Source organism: Moritella sp. Urea-trap-13, assembly GCF_002836355.1.
Classification (GTDB): Bacteria; Pseudomonadota; Gammaproteobacteria; order Enterobacterales; family Moritellaceae; genus Moritella.
Window position 1 is genome coordinate 433979 of the sequence record NZ_PJCA01000027.1, and the last position, 21369, is coordinate 455347.

Here is a 21369-nt window from a genome sequence, read left to right on the forward strand (position 1 = left end):
CATACATCCGTGTCGATTACGATTTCCCGAAACGCGTCTATACGCGCTTGCTACTTGGGTAGGAGACATTATAGGGATTTAGCGAGATCTTTATGTGAGGGCAAGACGCATGCTATTAGTAATACCATTCGAATTAGAATGGGCGTTTGAAGTTAGTGTTTACTATTTATGAGTGGCTTTATTTCAAGTGATTTTGAAGTACTAATGCAATCTAATGTGTTTTAGTGATAATAGTGTTAACTGTATTTTAAGGCATAATCAATATGAGTTAATGCTCTATTTATCTTGGTTAATCAATCAATTGATAATTTAGCTGTAGTCCAAGCATGGTGCTATTGCCTTTAGTACTTACATCGAAGTCATCAAGACCAATAGTATCTTTAATTCTGGTAGTTTCGTATCTCGCATAAGTAAGGCCCATATCAAAACTTAATGACCGACTCGCAAAATAGGTTAATCCAACACTGAAGTTGGTTTTTTGATCAAAGGGTATCGAGAAGGTCGCGCTTTCGGTGGATTTTTCTGTTGAAGCACCACCACGTAGCAAGATGACATCGTTTAGTTTATAACTGACCGCAAACGCAAATTTCCAACTATCTTCCGCATTTACTGATTCAGTTAAACATTGTCCTTGCGGTAAGTTAAATCCAGCGTTAGCAGGGCAGTCGGGATGTGCGACTGAAATGGAATCTAGATTTTCCCAGCCATACCAAGCGAGTGAATATTGTATTGCTAATCTAGGGTCAAGTTGGTGGACACCCGATAGGGTTGTTTCACTTGGCACTGCCATTGAAAGTGTGGTGGTATCTTGAAATACGAGGTCATTATTATTTGCTAGGGTGGTGAAATCGCCTTCAGTTTCAATGTCCGCTGCTGAGCGGTAAGATAAACCGAATTGATGGCGTTTATTTATTTTATATAACACACCAATATCATATCTAAATCCGAGCCCAGAACCATGAAAGTCTTGATATATTTGACTTGGGTTAGCTGGATTTTGTGCGCCATAATTAGTCGCAAGTTTATAATTACCATGGATAGCACTAACGCCAATGCCGAGGTAAAGTTTGTCTGTCAATTTGACTGCGACATTTGGATTTATTTCATAAGTGAACAAAGAACGTTGCCCGGTGACTATACCGGCAGGGTATCCACTATCATAGTTATTACGTACGTTATAATTTGAAAAAGTAGCAAAGCCAAATGACCACTTTTTATTGAGCGGAAAGGCGAAATAGGCCGATGGTACAACGTAGTTATCACCAATACTGGTGTTATCTAATGCTTCTGACGCGCCATTTGAATAATACTCACCATTAATGTCTTTCTCAGATTTAACAAAAATAGCCGCAATCGCGATACTCGGGTATTTAAATGCAGCAGTGATCGCAGGGTTGACGGCGATATTGGCGAGGTTAGTGGTATCAGCCGCGCCGCCTGCACCTGCATTGCCAAGTTCGATAGCTGAGGTTGTTGAAGATTGATAGCTTGCTGCGTAAGTTAAAGGGCTGTAATAAGTTATGAGACACAGAAGAGCACTTAGATAGACGATAGGCGAATCACGGCTACAACTTTTTCTCATATTTATTCCCTTAAAATGATGCTTTATTTTAAGGTTAGTAGAAAATAAAAATAGCGCCTGATGACGCTATTTTTATTATTGTATTTAACTACTTCCGTTTAGAAAGTCGGCTTAACTAAATAAGCTTAGAAACGGTAGTTGGCTTGTGCCGAAGCAATAATTGCATCACCAGAAGATTTAAAGTCGTAAGTTAATGGACCCGCAGATTCAGTAAAATCAACTTCCGTTGAGTAGATATAAGCCACACCAAAATCAAGGCTTAGAGCTGGATTTACGTTGTAAGTCGCACCAGCTGTGTACCAGAAACGGTCAGATTCAGGGATGCTCAGCGTTGTTTCACCTGCTGATTCATCATAAGCGAAACCAGCACGTAATACGATTTGATCTATGGTGTATTCTGCACCAACTGAGTAACGGATATTATCATCAAAGGTTTCATCTTTTATGAACAACGCTTTTTCATCACTAGATTGTACTGCTTTCAACTCTTCGAATTTACTCCACTGTGTCCAAAGTACGCTGTATGTAACTGCAAATTTTTCTGTTAATGCATGATAGCCAGAAAATTCGGCTGTTGCTGGTAATGGTAGGTCAAGACCTGCATCTACAGGTGCATTATTACTTGTAGCACCTGTAAATGTACCTTCAAAGTCCATATCGACTTGAGAACGATACGCTAGGCCAATACGGTTTGCTTCATTGAATTCAAATAACACACCAGCGTTCCAGCCGAAGCCCCAAGTATCACCTTCCATTGCAAAGTATGAATCATCAGGGTTACCACCACCTACAGATACGTCACCTAAATAACGATCTACTGTTGCTGTGCCGTATGTTGCATTTAAACCGAGGCCTAAGCTTAGTTGCTCAGTCGCTTTAAATGAGATGCTTGGGTTAATGTTAAACGTCATTAAGTCTGTTGTACCAGCGCCCGTACCTGCTGCGTAGTCTTTTTCAAACTCTGTCGCTACACCGTAAGTCGAAAATAAACCAAGACCAACTGCAAATTTATCATTGATTGGTTGGATGAAGTACGTAGCAGGCACAAAAGCGCTATGTACGATATCATCAGCATCTAAACGACTTGGATTGTTACCATGGTAAGGCGAACCATCTTTGACACCCTCAATATTTACATCTGGTGCTACATAAGAACCGACAATAGTGAACTCAGCTTGTTTAAATAGTGACATTGCAGCAGGGTTACGTGCAAGAACAGAAGCGTTATCGGCAACGGCTGCTTCACCAGCAAAAGCTCGTCCAAGACCAGATGCTGAATGTTCGCTTACTTGGAAACCAGCAGCGGAAGATTGCGCAGTTACCAGCAGTAGGGCTGTAGCAAGCGTTGTTTTTTGAAATTTAGACATGATTAATTACTCATTTTTATAAGTTTTATTTTGTTTAACTCGCTACTGGTAGCCCACTGAATAGAAAAACAAAGTTCCTTTTGTTTATCGCTAAAGAGTTCAGGTCAGACCAGTTGTCGATAGTATGAGTAAATAGTAACTGCTTGTTCATGCTTTGTAATTAATAATAATTACAGGGTGTGTTGTTTTGTTATTAAGGCTTGACGTTTCTAGTGAAAAATAGTTAACCGGCGTGCTCGCGTTAAGTGTTTGAAAATAATGATTTAATTTGAGGGTACACGTGTTGTTATTAAATTGTTATCAATCGGCAGTTTGATTAGAGTACTTATTCTGATACTTGCTAAGTCAAAGTTAATGTTTAAATTTGTGATCAAGATCAAGTAATCGTGTCAATCTTTTTTGAGACTAATTTTTGGTAAGTGTCACGTCTGTCACGTTTTACTTTATTATTGTTTATAATACATACAAAGGCTTATAACAAAAAAAGCCACGTCATCTTCTTAATAGAGGATGACGTGGCTTAAAAGTATTACTTAAAGAAGAAACTAAGCTTCTTCTTTCTATTTATCTTTATACTCGGCCATAAACTGATGTGCGGTATCCATCATGTCTACAGAACCAGTGAAGAAAGGTACACGTTGATGTAATTCTTTTGGTTTTAGATCTAAGATTGGTGTGTAACCATCTGTCGCTAATGCACCGGCTTGTTCAGCAAGGAAAGCCATTGGGTTGCACTCGTATAATAAGCGTAGTTTACCCGTTGGTGCTTGTGCCGTTTGTGGGTAAATGTAGATGCCGCCTTTAAGCAGGTTACGATGGAAGTCAGAAACTAAAGAACCGATGTAACGAGATGTATAAGGACGGTTCGTAGTGTCATCTTCTTCTTGGCAATACTTAATGTATTTTTTCACGCCCATTGGGAATTTGCTGTAGTTACCTTCATTGATCGAATAGATTTTACCAGATTTAGGGAAGGACAATGCTTCATGTGACAAGCAGAATACGCCAATAGATGGATCGTAAGTGAAACCATGAACGCCATTACCGGTTGTAAATACCAGCATGGTTGATGAACCATATACCACATAACCTGCAGCTACTTGTTTACGGCCAACTTGTAAGAAGTCATCCATTGATACTGGACCGCCAACTGGTGATATACGACGGTAGATAGAGAAAATTGTACCAACAGAAACGTTAACATCGATGTTTGATGAGCCGTCTAGGGGATCCATTAATACTACATAGTTAGCATTACGGCTGTTTTGATTGTCGAAAAATACATAATGATCTTCTTCTTCAGAAGCAATACCACAAACTTCGCCACGTGCCATTAAAGCATTTTTAAATACTTCGTTTGCATACATATCGAGTTTTTGCTGTTCTTCGCCTTGGATGTTTTCAATGCCACTTGCACCCGTTATATCAACTAAACCAGCTTTATTGATTTCGCGGTTTACAATTTTAGCCGCAAGTTTGATTGAACTTAATAATGCTGTTAATTCACCTTTTGCATGAGGAAAATCAGATTGATTCTCAACGATGAACTCACCAAGTGTTTTATGTATAGACATTTCAATTCCCTAATAAAGCAATAATTAAATCCGATAACTGAATCCATTTTGCGCTTTTTTAAGGTGGATATCTAGTGCGGGCAATAGATAAATGTATGTAATTTGTAGATTCACTTGTTAACTTTCAGTTAATGCAAGTAAGCTTTCAGGTGAAAGGCTTAATTGCTCATATGAATCTTTCATTTTCATATTCGAGAGAGGTTGTTTAATGTTCGAGCATTTATTGTCGGGTTTTGAATGTTCGATTTCGAGCATTTTGGGCGTGTTGTTATCTTCATAAACGAAATTGGCGCCATCGATAGACGCCAGTTGGTCTTATTATGGATAAAAAATTATGGATTGAGCTGGGTTTTAATACCAGATTGTTGCGATTTTGTTATGGCTTGTTTTGAGCTTCTTAACTTGGTTAATTGCGCCAATAATTCTTGGCCATTCCAATTCGATGACGCAGTCGTTTTAGCATAATTAAAGCTAAGTAGATCTTGGCAAGCCTGCTGACATTCTTGACTCATTGGTAGTGAGGCTAGACGTGGATTTTTGATCTCGGGCCATTGTTGTTTACACCAAGCATGTAATAGCTGGCTACTTTGCTGCGCATCATTGTTTTTCAGTGCAGATTTTAATTGCGGCCAGACATTATCGAGCTTAGCTGTGTCTGCTACCTGCGGTTTAACGGTCTGCTGGCGACCTTTACGTAACATAAACCAAGTAACGCAGGTCAATAACCATAGTCCAGCAAAGATAAAGGTTAACCAACGCCATATTGGTGATTCAGTTGCTGCTGGTGCTTGTATATTTAGCTTGTCACTGTTAGTTACTGAGCTTGCTTGAGCATCTATGCTGTTAGAATTGTTGATAATGGCTGCACTATTTTCATTTGCTACGATAGTGACTGTTTTAGCTGGTAGTGTTGCCCATTCTTGTTTTTGGCTTTTGCTATTAAACCAAGGTACAGATATCTCCGGTAATGTCAGTTCGCCAACTTGATTTGGAATGATGGCAAAGCTGAGTACTTGTTGCGCGAAATAATTACCTTGTTGTGCAAAGCTGGTTAACTGCGGTTTATCAGGGTAGATCTTGACTTTTTTAGGCCAGGTGATTGCTAAATCGGGAAGGGCTGATTTATTTACGTTCGCAGCGGTTAATGTAATGGTACGAGTGATAGGCTCACCTTGTTGATAAGTGTCTTGCAATGGCTGCAGTTCTTCGTCTAGCTGTACAAAATCGCTGACTAACCATTCGCCTTTATACGTATTGGGTTGTGCCTGTATATTTAAATTTAAGGTGTCTGCTTGGATAATGACTGGCGTTGCTGGTCCAGAACGATAGCCACGCTTAGCGGTGCTTACCTGACCTTCAAAGCGACTAGGTGTGATCGCACTAACGCCAGCGGTATTGATCGTGATAGCAAACTGACGCGTGATGGTTTGAAAACGTCGGCCGTTAATTATTTCACTGCTATTTTCATCTTTGCCTATTTGTTTCACTGTACCATCAGCAACTTCTGGCTCGGTGATGTTACCGGCTTGCATCTCGGTATTCTGGGCGATGTATAAAGTGGTGGTGTAAATAAACTGCTGCCCTACATAGACGGCCTTATCGGCTACATTGACCTTCAATTCTATATTACGATTATTAAGGCCACGTTCATTCGCTGTTGATGATGAAATAACGCTGATGTTAATTGGTTTTGTTGTCGCGTTATTAATGCTAAATGCAGGAATGGTATAATGACCAACAGTGCGAGCCATTAATACCGTAGTGAACGTTGTTATATGAGATTTCTTGCCATTGATATAAGAGGTTTGGCTGCTTGTCGATGTTCTACCTACGACAAAATTTGCCAGCAGTGCTGAATTATCCCAATCACTGGCACTGATACTTTCATTCGCACGGATCTCAAGAATGAAACTATTGCCTTGCACGATCGGATTCTTATTAACAGATGCAATCATTTTTAATGCCGCATTAGCCTGAAAGCTAAACGTAAATAGCAAGCTTGCAATAACGAGCATGCTCGCCATGAGTGAGAATTTAGAATCACGGCGATGTGTTTGTATTGCCTTTACCATATTTGCTCCGAACTGTTTTGCTGATTTGATTCAGCGTTACGTTGCTGACTTTCTATATACATTTTGTTTCTTAATAATAACGATGGATCATCAGGGATATTCCGCAGCCATTTTTGTAAGCGTTGTTGCTGCTCTTTTTCTAATGGCGTTTGTTGTGCTGCTGATAACCCCTGGCTGCTAGCCTCCTCTACATTTTCATTACTTTCATCTTGTTGACCTGCTAAACCCGTTTTATCTTGATCATCTTGCTGGCTCTGACTGTCTTGCTGGTTCTGACTGTCTTGCTGGTTCTGACTGTCTTGCTGGTCCTGACTGTCTTGTTGGTTCTGACTGTCTTGCTGGTTCTGACTGTCTTGCTGGTTCTGACTGTCTTGCTGGTTCTGACTGTCTTGCTGGTTCTGACTGTCTTGCTGGTTCTGACTGTCTTGCTGGTTCTGACTGTCTTGCTGGCTCTGACTATCTTGCTGGCTCTGACTATCTTGCTGGCTCTGACTGTCTTGCTGGCTCTGACTGTCTTGCTGGCTCTGACTGTCTTGCTGGCTCTGACTGTCTTGCTGGCTCTGACTGTCTTGCTGGCTCTGACTGTCTTGCTGCTTTTTCATTTGCTTGGCGATTTCAAGATTACCTTTGGCATCGTTATTTTCAGGATCTAATTTTAACGCTTGCTCATAAGCTTTGGTGGCGTCATCAATATTACCCAGTTGCATTAAGGCGTTACCTTGATTATATAAAGCGTTACTGCTGTTATCATCCGCCCACAGATCGATAGCTTGCTGATATTCTCCAGCCTTATACAAGGCGCTAGCTTGCCAGTTTGGATCCGAGAAAGTGTCTGCAGATTGTTGGTACTGTTTATCTTGATACAGTATTGCGCCATTTTCGTTACTGTTTTTCCATATCGACGTGTCCGTCGCATAGCTTGGTTCTGGTTGTAGCAAAAATACCAGGAAGAAACTGAAAAATAGCTGTTTACGAAAACTAAATGCCGCTAATAACGCGATCAAAGGCAGTAACCAAATTCCATCATCATTACGTTGCTCTGTGGTGAGTTCCGTCTTCTGATTATTCTTAAAAAGGAGCGAATGATTAAACAAATCATTGAGTGGCTGGCTACCGTGGGTGATCACTTGTACTTTTCCTGAATTTGTTTGTGCAGTTTCTTTTAATAGACGGGCGTCAAGTTGCGGCACGACAATAGTACCTTGATTGTTTTTAAGCAATTGGCCATCAATAAGTTTAATCGGCGCGCCTTGCGTTGTGCCTAAGCCAAGAATCGATAAGCTGTAGTCTGTATCTGCCAATAACGCGTTGATGCTATCAGCCTGAACTGCATTTATACCATCAGTCACCAGTAATATTTGGCCTTGCTGATAACCTGCGTTGGTTAACAATTCGATTGCCTGACGGATACCTGCTTCTGGCTTAGAGCCTTTCACCGGCATAATTTCTGGTGACAAATTTGGCAACAAATTCAGTAGGGTGCTGGTATCTGTTGTTAATGGCGAGATAACAAAGGCATCACCGGCATAGGCGACTAAGCCTATTTCACCTTCTTTAATGGCATTAAGAATATCGGTGCTTTTAAAACGTAATTGTGCCAAACGATTGGGTTTTAGATCGGTTGCGCGCATAGATAGCGACATGTCTAATACCATGACTTTAGCTTGCGAGATACTGGCAACAGGGCGTTCGGTATAGCTAAAGCTCGGGCCTGATAATGCGATTGTGGTCAGTACCCAAATGCAGACTAGCGGTATAAATAAATTATTAGATTTTGTTGCTGGTTGATGCTGAGCCAATAAAAATTTAGCTATCTCAGGCGACAGCACTGCATGCCAGCCTTTCGCTTGATCGTTTTTGCGGAAATACCAAGCAAGGGCAATGAGTGGCAATAACGCCAACAGCCACAATGGACGTAATAACATAAAATCAGTCATGGCGCGCTCCTTGACGTAGACAGCAGGCGAAAATTGACAGCAATAATGCGATTGCTAGTGGCCAATGGAATAGATCGGTTTGTGGTCTAAATTGCTGTTGCGCTTGTTCAACAGGCTCTAGTTTGTCGAGTTCGGCATAGATCGCCACTAAGCTCTCGGCATCACGCGCACGGAAGTATTGGCCACCAGTTTGTGCTGCGATGGTCTTTAACGTTGTCTCATCCAAATCTCGAGATGGGTCGACTTTCTGATTACCGAATAACGTGCGTTGGTAATAAGCATCAGCTCCGACACCGATAGTGTAGATTTTAACACCTTGCTCTTGAGCAAATTTAGCCGCTTCAAGTGGTTTCACTTCACCGGCATTATTCTGGCCATCAGTAAGCAAGATCAATACCTTTTGCGGATTGTCAGCTTGATCAAAACGTTTTAAGGCTAAGCCAATACCTTCACCTATGGCGGTCTGCTCACCGACAAGGCCGAGTACCGCTTGTTGCATGTAGCCACTTACTGTTTTCAAATCGAACGTCAGTGGTGCTTGTAAGTAGGCATTATCAGCGAAGAAAATAAGCCCGACACGGTCGCCTTTACGTTGTTGGATAAAATCAGCAACCACGGTTTTCACCAATGATAAGCGGTCAACCATGCGGTTATTGATTTGCATATCTTCAACCTGCATCGAACCTGACAGATCTACCGCGAGCATCATTTCACGACCTTGCTGGGGAATGGACTGCGGCTCACCGATCCACATCGGGCGTGCCGCTGCGATCACTAGGCACAACCACATTAAGGTTAATGGCCAGATGGCACGCGGCTTTTTACTTGCTGTGCTTGCCGCGGTCTCAATGTAAGGTAGATTTGGTAATACTAATGGGGCTTGTGCTTGACCAGCCTGACTAAAAAAGCGAATCAGTGCGGGTAAGGGTAATAGGATTAACAGCCAAGGCCAGTTAAATTCAAACATTACTGTTCTCCACTCTGTTCTCCACTCTGTTCTTCACTATCTTCGTAACTCTGCTCTTCATTTTGCAATCTAAAGACATAAGCGGGGTTTTCTTGATCCAGTCTTGGCACGTTTTAAAGTGTGATAATTCAGCGAGCATGTTTGGCTTGGCACTATATAAATCCAAGCTCCATATCGCGGCGTTATTTGAGAACGCACTGAAAACACGCTTATGAGTACTGGCTTGTTGATCGAGGAAACTCAACCATGCATCACCATGCAATGATGCGGCTATTTCACGGGGGAAACTCGATAATACGATGCGTTTAAGCAGATGATGTAAATCGTTTACCTCACAACCTTGCTGTTGTAATAGGGCTAGTTCAGCTAAGGCTAAGCGGGTTAACCGTGTTTTTTTGATGTAGCGAAACACAGTGTAAACCGCTAATCCAACGATTAATAACAGCGCGATAATAACTAGCCACCAATACAGTGATAACGGCCAAGCTGACACTGGCGCAGGTAAATGAATATCTTTTAATTGTGCTAACGGATCCATGCGCTTTATTTACCCTTATTTTTAATCTGGCTAAGTAATGATTCACCACTGCTGATCCTGTGATGACGAATACCGTATCGATTCATTACTTGTCTTAAGGCTTGTTGCTTAACATCAGCATGTTGTTGATATTTAAGACGACTGTCAGCGTTACCTGGGCTAACGAAGCCTTGTTGTTGACCGTCTGACACGGCAAGACGCACATTGGCGTTAATGTTAGGAAGCGCGAGCTCTAAAGGATCAAAAATTTGCCACGCTTCAACTTCATTGTGGCGTTTTAATAATGCTAATTGCTTTTGCGCTTTGTCATCTAGGTTAAGAAAATCACTGATGATCATGATATGGCTACCGGTTTTACACAGTAAGCGCAAACGAGTGAGGGCACTGGCAAGCGTGTCTTGTGGTGCTGTACTCGCGGTAATGCGTTGCGCTGGAGATAGCGAGAGTTGCGCATTATGTAAGGTCACTGTCTCACTGAGTAATTGCATAATACCGCGCTGTTGACGTTGCGGTTTTAGTTCTTTATGACCGAATGCGCCGATAATAATGCCACCGACACGATCACTTTTATGTTTTGTCGCCCAAGCAAGTAAAGCCGTTAGATGGCAGGCTTGTACTGACTTTAGTCGATACTGACTACCAAAATACATGCTCGATGATAGATCAAGTAATACATATACAGGGCGCTCTTTTTCTTCACTGAATAACTTGCAGTAAGTTTTGCCGGTACGGGCGGTAATACGCCAGTCAATACTGCGGATGTCATCACCGGGTTGGTATTGACGACATTCACTAAATTCCATACCGCGACCTTTGATTGGCGACAGGTGACCGCCAGCAAGTTGTGCTCTTGCTAAGGTCTTATTCGCCAATACACTGTTGGTTTGGTAGCTGTATTGTTGTAGCTCTTTTAGCGTAACTTCGATTGCTGACATAGACTAACTCAGTTTACGAAAATGCAATTAATGACAGGATACGGTCAATAACTTGGTTTGCGGTAATACCGTCAGCTTCAGCTTCAAAGCTCAGTAACAAGCGATGACGTAGGATCGGATAAAGGCAAGTTTGGATATCTTCCGGGAGTACATGATCACGGCCGTGTAACCAAGCGCGAGCACGTACACAACGAGCCAGTGAGATCGTGGCACGCGGACTTGCGCCGAAGGTGATCCAACTGGCAAGTTCTGGATCCAAGGTCGCAGGGTTTCGTGTTGCCATGATCAAATCGACAAGATAATGCTCAAGCGCAGGGGCAAGGTGTATGTTCAGCACTTCTGTTCTTGCTTGCATGATCGCTTGTTGGCTAATCTTGGCAATTGCTGCGCTGGCATGTTGCAGCGCTTCTTGGGTTGTTAAACGTAAAATCTTTAATTCAGTGGCTTTATCTGGGTAGTCAATTTCCAGATGTAACATAAAGCGATCTAGCTGCGCTTCTGGTAACGGATAGGTACCTTCTTGCTCAATGGGGTTCTGCGTTGCCATTACCATAAACAGTTTTGGTAATAACATGGTTTTGTTGCCAACCGTTATCTGCTGTTCGGCCATAGCTTCTAATAACGCAGACTGTACCTTAGCTGGTGCACGGTTAATCTCGTCCGCAAGTACAATATTGTGGAACAGGGGACCGGGTTGAAAATCAAAGGTACCGGTTTCGGCGCGATAGATATCAGTACCGGTTAAATCGGCTGGCAGTAAATCAGGTGTGAACTGAATACGATGGAAGTTGGCTTCCAAGCTCTCAGCAAGTGCTTTGACTGCACGGGTTTTGGCCAATCCAGGTGGACCTTCGACTAAGATATGGCCATCGGCGAGTAGCGCGATTAATAAATTGTCGACAAGTTTTTCTTGTCCAAGAATTTGGCTGTTAAGATAGCCTCTTAATTGATTAAAGTTCGATTTTGGCATAATTATCTATCGCATAAAGTTAATATAAACACTAGTTTACCGACAATCGGTTGACGATAAAAGTTCAAACTTATTTTATAGAAAGCTTTATAACCAGCTTTTAAAAAACGTTTTACAGTACTTTACTGGTAATCACTATTTTGTAATGTAAATGATGAGTAATATATCAATATATATGACAGATAAAGCTGTTTAGGTTGATATGACTACTATTTAGGATTACTTTTTCACACAATATTTTTTTAGGTCACAGTTCTAAGATGAAATACTCAATTTTCAAACTAATGTTTGAATATTGTGACCAAAAGGTTAATATTGACTTAATTTTATGAGGTCTGACCTCTCTTACTTAACGGAATGAGGATAAGTGATGGCTAAACCACAAAGCCTAACCACCCGCAACGGCGATCGTATCGCGGTGGTCACTGGATTACGTACCCCGTTTGCTAAACAAGCAACAGCGTTTCATGGGGTTCCAGCATTAGATTTAGGGAAAATGGTTGTTAATGAGATGCTTACTCGTAACGACATTGACCCTAAAATTGTTCAGCAAGTTGTATTTGGACAAGTAGTGCAAATGCCAGAAGCGCCAAACATCGCGCGTGAAATCGTATTAGGTACTGGTATGGACATCGGTACCGATGCATACAGTGTATCGCGTGCATGTGCGACAAGTTTCCAAGCTATTTCAAACGTGACCGAGTCTATTATGGCTGGTTCGATTGACTGTGGTGTTGCCGGTGGTGCTGATTCATCTTCAGTTGTGCCAATTGGCGTATCTAAAAAATTGGCTCATCAGTTAATTAACTTGAGCAAAGCGAAGACGACTGGCGATAAATTAAAGATTGCTCGTCAGTTAAGCTTAAAAGATTTACTGCCTGTCGCGCCAGCGGTTTCAGAATACAGTACCGGTATCACGATGGGTCAAACTGCAGAGCAGATGGCTAAGTCTTATAGCATTACGCGTCAAGCGCAAGATGAATTTGCTCACCGTTCTCACTCTCTTGCAGCTAAAGCATGGGAAGAAGGTAAGTTAAAAGATGAAGTAATGACGGCTTATCCAGAGCCAATGAAGTCATTTATTGCTGAAGATAACAACATTCGTAAAAACTCGACAGTTGAAGGTTACGCTAAATTGCGTCCTGCATTTGACCGTAAACACGGTACTGTAACGGCTGCAACAAGTACGCCACTAACAGATGGCGCTGCTGCGGTACTATTAATGAGCGAAGGTCGTGCGAAAGAACTTGGCTTAGAAGTACTCGGTTATATTCGTAGTTATGCTTATGCTGCAGTACCAGCTGATATTGATGGTCTAATTGGCCCATCATATGCGATACCTGAAGCGTTAGACCGTGCTGGTATTACCTTTGATGATTTAGCATTATTTGATATGCATGAAGCATTTGCCGCACAGACATTAGCAAACCTAAAATGTCTAGAGTCAGATACGTTTGCCCAAGAAAAATTAGGTCGTCCAGAGCGCGTTGCTAATATTGATGAAAGTAAGTTCAATGTACTTGGTGGTTCACTTGCGTATGGTCACCCATTTGCAGCAACTGGTGCACGTATGATCACGCAAACATTGCATGAATTGAAACGTCGTGGTGGTGGTCTAGGCTTAACAGCTGCATGTGCTGCTGGTGGTTTAGGTGTAGCAATGATTGTGGAGAGTGCGTAATGAGTCAGCAAGATAAAACATTTTCACTTGAGATCCGTGAAGATAAAATTGGCGTCTTAACAATGGACGTACCCGGCGAAACGATGAACACTTTACGTGCTGAGTTCGCTGATGAAATTTCTGATTTGATGAAAGAGATCAAATCAAATTCAGATCTACAAGGTCTAGTACTGATCAGTGGCAAGAAAGACAGCTTTGTTGCTGGTGCAGACGTGACTATGATTGATGCATGTGAAACGGCTGCAGATGCAGAACAGTTATCACTTGAAGGTCACCGCGTTATGGGTGAACTGGAAGCATTAAATATCCCTGTTGTTGCTGCTATTCACGGTCCTTGTTTAGGTGGTGGTTTAGAGCTAGCACTTGCTTGTCATATCCGTGTATGTACAGAAAGCACTAAAACAGTATTAGGTGTACCAGAAGTCATGCTAGGTCTATTACCTGGTAGTGGTGGTACTCAACGTTTACCGCGTTTAATCGGTGTTGCTAAGTCGCTTGATCTTATGCTTACTGGTAAACAAGTTCGTGGTAAACAGGCGCTGAAAATGGGTCTTGTTGATGAAGTTGTACCGGAAACTGTATTGCTTGAAGTCGCTGTTAAGTTAGCTAAAAAAGGTAAGATAGAGCGTAAACTGAAACGTGATCTTACTAGCAAGCTGCTTGAAACAAATAAATTTGGTCGTAACATCATGTTCGATCAAGCGACTAAGCAAACGTTATCTAAAACCCGTGGCAACTATCCAGCACCAGAAGCCATTTTAGAAGTGGTTAAAGTAGGCCAAGAAAAAGGTTTTGCAGCAGGTTTAAAACTTGAAGCAAAACGTTTTGCTGAATTAGCAATGACATCTGAATCTGCATGTCTACGTGGCATTTTCTTTGCTACAACAGAGATGAAGAAAGAAGACGGCGTTGCAGGTGTTGCACCGAAGAAAGTCAAAAAAGCAATCGTACTTGGTGGTGGTTTAATGGGTGGCGGTATCGCTAACGTTACTGCAACTAAAGCGAAAGTACCTGTGCGCATTAAAGATATTGCACCACAAGGTCTGCTAAACGCACAAAAATACACGTATGACATTCTAAACAAGAAAGTTAAACGTCGCTTTATGTCTAAAGCTGAAATGCAAAGTCAACTTGCTATGATCACTGGTACGACTGAGTACACTGGCGTGAAAAGTGCTGACATTGTTATTGAAGCGGTATTTGAAGATCTTAAATTGAAGCACCAAATGGTTGCTGATATTGAAGCTAACTGTAACGAAAATACTATTTTCGCATCAAACACGTCTTCTTTACCTATCACGCAAATTGCATCTGAAGCGAAACGTCCTGAAAATGTAATTGGTTTGCATTACTTCAGCCCTGTGGACAAAATGCCACTGGCTGAGATCATTACGCATGAAGGCACGTCTGACCAAACTATTTCTACAACGGTTGAATTTGCCCGTAAGCAAGGTAAAACGCCAATCGTTGTTAAAGATGGAGCGGGTTTCTATGTAAACCGTATTCTTGCGCCTTACATGAATGAAGCTGCACGTTTGGTACTAGAACAAGAACCTATCGAAGCGGTTGATAAAGCCTTGGTTGATTTTGGTTTCCCTGTTGGTCCTGTTACGCTTCTTGATGAAGTTGGTATCGATGTTGGTGCTAAGATCGGTCCAATCTTAACTAAAGAGCTAGGTAGCCGTTTTGAAGCACCTGCTGCGTTCGATAAGCTATTAGCTGATGATCGTAAAGGTCGTAAGAACGAGAAAGGTTTCTACCTATACGGTAAGAAAGCCAAGAAAGGTAAGAAGCAAGTTGATGAATCAATCTACAAGCTACTGAACCTAAAACCTCAAGCTTCAATGGCTCCTAAAGCACTTGCTGAACGTGCAGTATTATTAATGCTGAACGAAGCGGCACGTTGTCTCGATGAAGGCATCCTACGTAGCGCACGTGATGGTGACATCGGTGCAATCTTCGGTATTGGTTTCCCACCATTCCTAGGCGGTCCATTCCACTACATGGATTCAATCGGTATTGCTGAACTTGTTGACAAGTTAGAACGTCATCAAGATAAATACGGTGAGCGTTTTGCGCCGTGTGACTTGCTTAAAGCAATGGCGAAAGAAGGTCAGAAATTCTATAACTAATCGCGTCATGCACTAGCTTATATAATTAACAAACCGCGTTAGATGTGAATCTAACGCGGTTTTTTTGTAACTTATTTTTGCCCCTTTATGAATTAGTTTAACTACTCTACTGCAATGTATTCATATTTATTTTCCATACATAGTCTCATGTGAGGCATTTGTCATCTCACTACAGCACACGCGAACCCTATTGCGAGTTCAATTGTGAGCCTAGCCTGGCAAAGGAGCTCTCCTTCCTATAATGACTTGTATCCCATATTACAAAAGCATTAGAAATAAGCGTTAGAGGGGACTTTTTGCTTGAGTGGTTAAATGACACTGCGCGTTATCGCCTTTATATTCAATAGGCCGCTCAGGGGCGATTTTAGCCTTAGATCTAAAAAGCCTCCAACTAGGAGGCCAAACTCAATGAATCACTACACTAACACCCATCAGTTGTCGCACTCACAGTTGCAGAGTCAGCATCTTCCCATACACCATTAATAAATTCAGAAGCTGTTGTATATGTTACATAACAATTCTCGTCAGTACTGGTGTAACCGGAAGGCATAAAATGAAACTTGTTTTGATCAACAACACCATACCACTCGGAGTCACTACCGCCACTACAGATCGAGTCATCTAGCTCCACTGTCATCCAGTACTTCAAACCACTGGTAAAATTTACGCAGGAGCTAGCAACACGCGGATAGCCACCTCGTAGTATTATATTACCGCCGTTGACCGTCAGGGTTTGGTTGCCAGAATCCAAACCTTCGATCACCGTTTTAGCATACACCATAGTTGCGCCTTCCTTTAGTGCACCATTCAATGCAATTAAATTAGCAGCGCGCGCTTCTGATCCTAAATTAATAAATTTGGGGAGCGCAGTAGCCGCTAAGATACCGAGTATAACGATTACAATCACTAATTCGGCAAGCGTAAAACCTTCGTTTTTTTTATTAGCCATGGTCATATGAGTTGAAGCCTACTATAAATATATGTAACTTAAGGATAAAATAAATAATCTGTTATATTTTAAATGATGAAAATGCACTCTACAACTACTTAAAGGGGGACAGTGTAGTTGTAGGGTGAATTTGGCCCAAAGCAAGAGGCTAGCACCACTGCGCATAACGCATGCTATGTAAGAGCTGAATAAGATAATGTAACTCCCACTAGAAATGATTTTAGGCGCGTAGCTAACAACGGAATGAGAACCACATTGCAACGGCTACACGCGTTCAACTCACCTGCGTTATAGAATGGTTGAATTAAGGATTAAGCGGCCTTACAGGGTAGTTAAGAGGCTTTATCGCGTATTTAAATACACTGAGGTGTCCTGTGTAGTATCACCTTTATGTTCAATAGGCCGTACAGGGACGATTTTAGCCCTAGATCTAAAAAGCCTCCTGTTGGGAGGCCTTTTCACATTTTTATCTGCTTGGGTTTTCAAGCATCGCGTATTTTAGCTTTTCACTTAAATCGACTGATGTACTTTTCTTTTTAAACATTTTAAATAAGAATAACATTATAATTTCCACATCTATACTTTCGATATGAATATACTAAATACAACTTATAAAACATAGGTTTATTCAATCACATTTAGCCGTTGTGGAAGACTAAAATCCTGTTAATACTAGATCATAGTTTTTTATGCGTATTATCACCTTCATGTTCAATAGCCCGCATATCGCTGAATCCAGCCTGGAATTGAAAATCTTCCAAGCATGCGGGTAAATTAAACGTCCCACGGCAAACTTCTCATATTTCTTACCACATAAGTTTATACATGTATTACTTTTAACGTAAAAGCTCTAAAATAAGCAAGTGAACTTATGTGGTTCTCAATATCACACAGGCAGAGCAAATTGATTAATTAACACGATGAGTACAGTAATGATTAACAAAACTAGAGCATATATAGAAAAACCATCGAAAAAGTTGATAACTAGTGAGGTGGTTTTAGCTCAATGGAAAATGGTAAATACCACCAAGTTGATGCTTTGTGATTTTGACAAAAAATCGGCAAAATCTAAAATTGAAAAGCAAGATATTGAACAGCTTATTACCAAAATGGAAATGATTATTAAGGAGTTCTCTGAAAGAACTACAGGTGTAGTGGTATAGCTAATTGGGCCATAAACTAAAAGGCCAATACCACTGCGCATAACGCATGTTATGGTTAGTTAGAATGAAGGGGGTCTGCTAGATCTCTTCATTTTCCCTACAAAACTAATGTGTATAGCTATCGATAGAATAATAGCTCTAAGCCATTCCTGTCCAAATATGGCTTAGAGCAGTCTATTCATTAAGTGTCTATTCATTAAGTGTGAACACCAAGGGACTTTGTCGTACCGTCGCTCACTCTTTCAGTTAACATTACTGGAATCCCCACTAGTCGTTCAATTTCTTACTTTACAGATGTATATTGACTTAGTTTAACTAAGCTGTTGTAGTCAAATGTCTATCTAACATAACGAAATTTGTCATAATGAAAAAGGAATTACTATGCTCAGCTATGCAACAATAGGTGTAACGGATTTAGAAAAGTCAGAAGCTTTTTATAATGCATTATTGGCACCAATAGGCGCTAAAACATTAATGAAAATGGAGCGAATTATATTCATTGGTAAGAGTATGAAAGAGCCTATGCTTGCTATTTGTATTCCGTACGATAAAGAAGAACAACACTCTGGTAATGGTAACATGTTAGCTATTGCGCCTGGCTCAAAAGAAAAGTGTGAAGAACTGTATCATAAGGCAATCGCTTTGGGTGCAACCTGTGATGGTGAACCTGGACAACGAATCCCTGACGTCTTTTATGGCGCTTACTTCCGTGATTTAGATGGTAATAAAATTGCTTTTAATCACTTTGGTTAACACATTTATCGCCCCAAACTAATTTTGGACTGGAACTGTCCCGTCGTTATTTAGCCTTACCATTTATACCAAATAAAACAAGGGCTATTTAACAATAGACATAACTAGCAGCTAACAGATGTGATCACGGGGTCACCATTAATTCCAACCACCACTTCAATGCCTGAGTCTCCACTACAATAACGAATAATATTACCTGCAGCGACTGTGCCATTTGCTCGGAAGATTATCATCGGTACGCCAGGAGCGATAAAAGATAAGGTTGAGTTACTGTCAGTTGTGATAGTTGTTTTGTTGACTACATCAGCGTCAGATGTGGTTAAGGTCAGAACAGTCCCTGCTGTTGCCATATATAAAGTGCGGTTATGGGCGATTGCAGTATTTTTAGCGTAGCTAAGTGCGTTATTAATTAGCGTGGTTGCATCATCCATACGGCTTTGCTGCACGGTTTTTTGGTAACTGGGTACGCCGATACCAATGAGTATCGCGAAGATAGAAATAGTGATCATTAATTCGATGAGGGTAAAACCGACAGACTTGTTCATTCTTGTACATCCTTGTAAAGAAAACAATAGATTAACATGCTAAGGCTGTTTGTATTGGTGGTTTTAACGCGACGTTAGGTTATTGCGAGCTGAATTGAATTATCGAGTAAAAAAGGGACCACACTTGAGTATATAGTATGGTCCCTTCAACATTATCTTATTAGCGTCTATTTATGACTGGTCAGATTACCAATGTACGCCGCGCATGATAGCTGCAAATGCAACTTGCTCAGTGCTTGCTTGTGTTGGTGCATCTTTGTCTTCTAGCTTACCTTTCGCAGCAGCTGAATCATTAAACATACGGTAACCCGTGTTCATGATGATTTCGCTTACTTTAGGAAATAGCGAGTAAAGCACTTCAGACATAATACCGACTTTAGTCGCGATACGCTTAGGCTTACGGATAATCGCTTGAGCAATTAAATCAGCCGCTTCTGATGGTGCCAATGTTGGTACATTGTCATATACTTTTGTTGGACCAATCATTGGCGTACGCACAAGAGGCATATTAATCGTCGTCATGTTGACGTTACGGTCAGAGAACTCTGATGCAGCACAGCGTGTGAATGCATCAAGTGCAGCTTTTGATGCTACATAAGCAGAGAAACGTGGCGCATTTGTTAATACACCAATTGAAGAGATGTTGATTACATGCCCTTGCTTTTTCTCTAACATACTAGGCGAGAAGCCCATGATTAAACGAATTGAACCAAAGTAGTTTAACTGCATCGTTCTTTCGTAATCGTGGAAACGGTCAAACGATAAATCAATTGAACGACGGATTGAACGACCGGCGTTATTGATTAACACATCAACAAAATTGTGTTCTGCAAGTACATTCTTCACTAGCTCATCACATGATTCCATATTAGAAATATCACATGAATAGATGTGCGCTTCGCCACCAAGTTCTTGGATTTGAGCTTGTGTTGCTTCTAGTTTCGTCACATCACGTGCGACAAGGATTAACTTAGCGCCTGTTGGTGCTAGTTTTAATGCTGTCGCTTCACCAATACCAGAGCTTGCACCTGTAATGACAATCGTTTTACCACAGACATTACCTTTCAGGGTCATGTCATTGATTAGGTCATCATTTAGGTTACGTTCCCAATAATCCCATACCGCTGGTGCATATGCATCTAAGCGTGGCACTTTGATGTTAGAACCTTCTAATGCACGTGCAGTTTCACGGTCATCGAAGCTAGTTGGGTAGTTAAGGAAGTTCAATACGTCTTTTGGAATACCAAGGTCATTTAATACCCCTTCAGTAAGTTGTTTTACTGCTGGTAAATGGGCAACGGCTTGACGCACTGATGATGGTAAGAAGTTGGCAATACGCGAATCAATACGGAATGCTGTTTTTGGTGCATTACCGGCAGTAGCGAAGATATTAAGTACTTCACCAACCTTGAATGGTTTTGGATCGACAAGGTGGAAGCAGTTGCTATGAACGTCTACTTTATGGCTGATATGATCAATGGCATCAGCAACATAATCAACCGGTACGATATTAAGACGACGGCCTTCAACACCGATCATAGGCATCCATGTTGGAATTGTTTCACGGATTTTTTTCAATAATTTGAAGAAGTAGTATGGACCGTCAACTTTATCAATTTCACCGGTTTTAGAATGGCCGACAACCATACCTGGACGATAAATACGGAAAGGAATTGAACATTCATCACGTACTACTTTTTCTGAAATATGTTTGGTGCGAAGATATGGGTTGTCCATATTTTCAGCTTCTTCAAACATGTCTTCGTAAAAAGTACCGTTGAACAAACCTGCTGCAGCGATAGAGCTTACATGGTGGAAGCTTTTTGCTTTAATGTTAACGGATGCTTCAACAGCGTTACGTGTACCAACAACATTTGCCGTTTCTTGTGATTCTGCATCAGCTTTCATATCGTAGATTGCAGCAAGGTGGTAAACATTATCAATTTGGTCAGTATGTGTTTCTAACCATTGTTCATCAATCCCTAAATTAGCTTTAGTGATATCACCTGTAACCATTTTGATACGACTTTTAACACTTTTATGCACTCTATCCTGTAATGCATTGAATTTGTGTTCTGAGCCTGGGCGAGTTAATACATAAACTTGCGCATCTTCTCTTTCAACTAGACGTTCAATTAAAAAACGACCAATAAATCCTGTACCACCGGTAACTAAGTATTTCATTCCATTATCCTCAACTAAGC

The 21369-nt window shown here is 41.2% G+C and carries 16 protein-coding genes; 4 read left to right on the top strand and 12 right to left on the bottom strand.

Annotated features, from left to right (window positions below; translation table 11 throughout):
- Nucleotides 1–289: 289 nt before the first annotated feature.
- The 9 genes from CXF93_RS04775 to CXF93_RS04815 all read right to left on the bottom strand — a co-directional run bounded on the left by CXF93_RS04775 (nucleotide 290) and on the right by CXF93_RS04815 (nucleotide 11942).
- Nucleotides 290–1582, bottom strand: coding sequence for an OmpP1/FadL family transporter (locus tag CXF93_RS04775; protein ID WP_101061284.1), 1293 nt, complete (start codon nucleotides 1580–1582; stop codon nucleotides 290–292).
- A 125-nt stretch (nucleotides 1583–1707) separates the two neighbouring features.
- Entirely contained in the window at nucleotides 1708–2949 is a 1242-nt protein-coding gene (locus CXF93_RS04780; protein WP_101061285.1) for an outer membrane protein transport protein, read from the bottom strand.
- A gap of 560 nt (nucleotides 2950–3509) precedes the next feature.
- Nucleotides 3510–4523, bottom strand: a complete 1014-nt coding sequence (gene fbp / locus CXF93_RS04785; RefSeq protein ID WP_101061286.1) for a class 1 fructose-bisphosphatase — start codon at nucleotides 4521–4523, stop codon at nucleotides 3510–3512.
- A gap of 332 nt (nucleotides 4524–4855) precedes the next feature.
- A complete protein-coding gene (locus CXF93_RS04790) occupies nucleotides 4856–6595 on the bottom strand; it encodes a BatD family protein (RefSeq protein WP_101061287.1) in 1740 nt (579 codons plus the stop codon).
- Nucleotides 6589–8532: a VWA domain-containing protein gene (locus tag CXF93_RS04795; RefSeq protein WP_101061288.1), complete on the bottom strand. Its 1944-nt coding sequence runs from the start codon at nucleotides 8530–8532 to the stop codon at nucleotides 6589–6591. The genes CXF93_RS04790 and CXF93_RS04795 overlap by 7 nt, the downstream gene beginning before the upstream one ends.
- Nucleotides 8525–9499 (bottom strand): VWA domain-containing protein, encoded by a 975-nt coding sequence (locus CXF93_RS04800; protein ID WP_101061289.1) that lies wholly within the window; start codon nucleotides 9497–9499, stop codon nucleotides 8525–8527. The genes CXF93_RS04795 and CXF93_RS04800 overlap by 8 nt, the downstream gene beginning before the upstream one ends.
- Entirely contained in the window at nucleotides 9492–10037 is a 546-nt protein-coding gene (locus tag CXF93_RS04805; protein ID WP_101061290.1) for a DUF4381 domain-containing protein, read from the bottom strand. Before CXF93_RS04805 ends, CXF93_RS04800 begins: the two co-directional genes overlap by 8 nt.
- Nucleotides 10038–10042: 5 nt before the next feature.
- Nucleotides 10043–10972 (bottom strand): DUF58 domain-containing protein, encoded by a 930-nt coding sequence (locus tag CXF93_RS04810; protein WP_101061291.1) that lies wholly within the window; start codon nucleotides 10970–10972, stop codon nucleotides 10043–10045.
- Between the two features lie 13 nt (nucleotides 10973–10985).
- Complete coding sequence (locus CXF93_RS04815; RefSeq protein WP_101061292.1) at nucleotides 10986–11942, bottom strand: MoxR family ATPase; 957 nt, start codon at nucleotides 11940–11942, stop codon at nucleotides 10986–10988.
- A gap of 370 nt (nucleotides 11943–12312) precedes the next feature.
- Here CXF93_RS04815 and fadI point away from each other — a divergent pair, with 370 nt between their 5' ends.
- Together fadI and fadJ are read left to right on the top strand one after the other, a co-directional pair.
- On the top strand, nucleotides 12313–13623 hold the full coding sequence (fadI, locus tag CXF93_RS04820) for an acetyl-CoA C-acyltransferase FadI (RefSeq protein ID WP_101061293.1): 1311 nt from the start codon (nucleotides 12313–12315) through the stop codon (nucleotides 13621–13623).
- Nucleotides 13623–15755: a fatty acid oxidation complex subunit alpha FadJ gene (gene fadJ, locus CXF93_RS04825; RefSeq protein ID WP_101061294.1), complete on the top strand. Its 2133-nt coding sequence runs from the start codon at nucleotides 13623–13625 to the stop codon at nucleotides 15753–15755. The genes fadI and fadJ overlap by 1 nt, the downstream gene beginning before the upstream one ends.
- 421 nt (nucleotides 15756–16176) lie before the next feature.
- On the opposite strand, the gene CXF93_RS22420 is transcribed toward fadJ, so the two are convergent.
- A complete protein-coding gene (locus tag CXF93_RS22420; RefSeq protein ID WP_304442114.1) occupies nucleotides 16177–16710 on the bottom strand; it encodes a type II secretion system protein in 534 nt (177 codons plus the stop codon).
- Between the two features lie 926 nt (nucleotides 16711–17636).
- On the opposite strand from CXF93_RS22420, the gene CXF93_RS04835 reads away from it, so the two are divergent.
- Nucleotides 17637–17867 carry a hypothetical protein gene (locus tag CXF93_RS04835; RefSeq protein WP_157824418.1) on the top strand — a complete coding sequence of 77 codons (231 nt, stop codon included), beginning with the start codon at nucleotides 17637–17639 and terminating at the stop codon, nucleotides 17865–17867.
- Between the two features lie 381 nt (nucleotides 17868–18248).
- Entirely contained in the window at nucleotides 18249–18620 is a 372-nt protein-coding gene (locus tag CXF93_RS04840; RefSeq protein WP_101061296.1) for a VOC family protein, read from the top strand.
- Between the two features lie 104 nt (nucleotides 18621–18724).
- Here the strand turns inward: CXF93_RS04840 and CXF93_RS04845 are convergent, their stop codons facing one another.
- Nucleotides 18725–19165 carry a GspH/FimT family pseudopilin gene (locus CXF93_RS04845; protein ID WP_101061297.1) on the bottom strand — a complete coding sequence of 147 codons (441 nt, stop codon included), beginning with the start codon at nucleotides 19163–19165 and terminating at the stop codon, nucleotides 18725–18727.
- 186 nt (nucleotides 19166–19351) lie between these two features.
- Nucleotides 19352–21349, bottom strand: coding sequence for an SDR family oxidoreductase (locus tag CXF93_RS04850; RefSeq protein WP_101061298.1), 1998 nt, complete (start codon nucleotides 21347–21349; stop codon nucleotides 19352–19354).
- Nucleotides 21350–21369 lie beyond the last annotated feature (20 nt).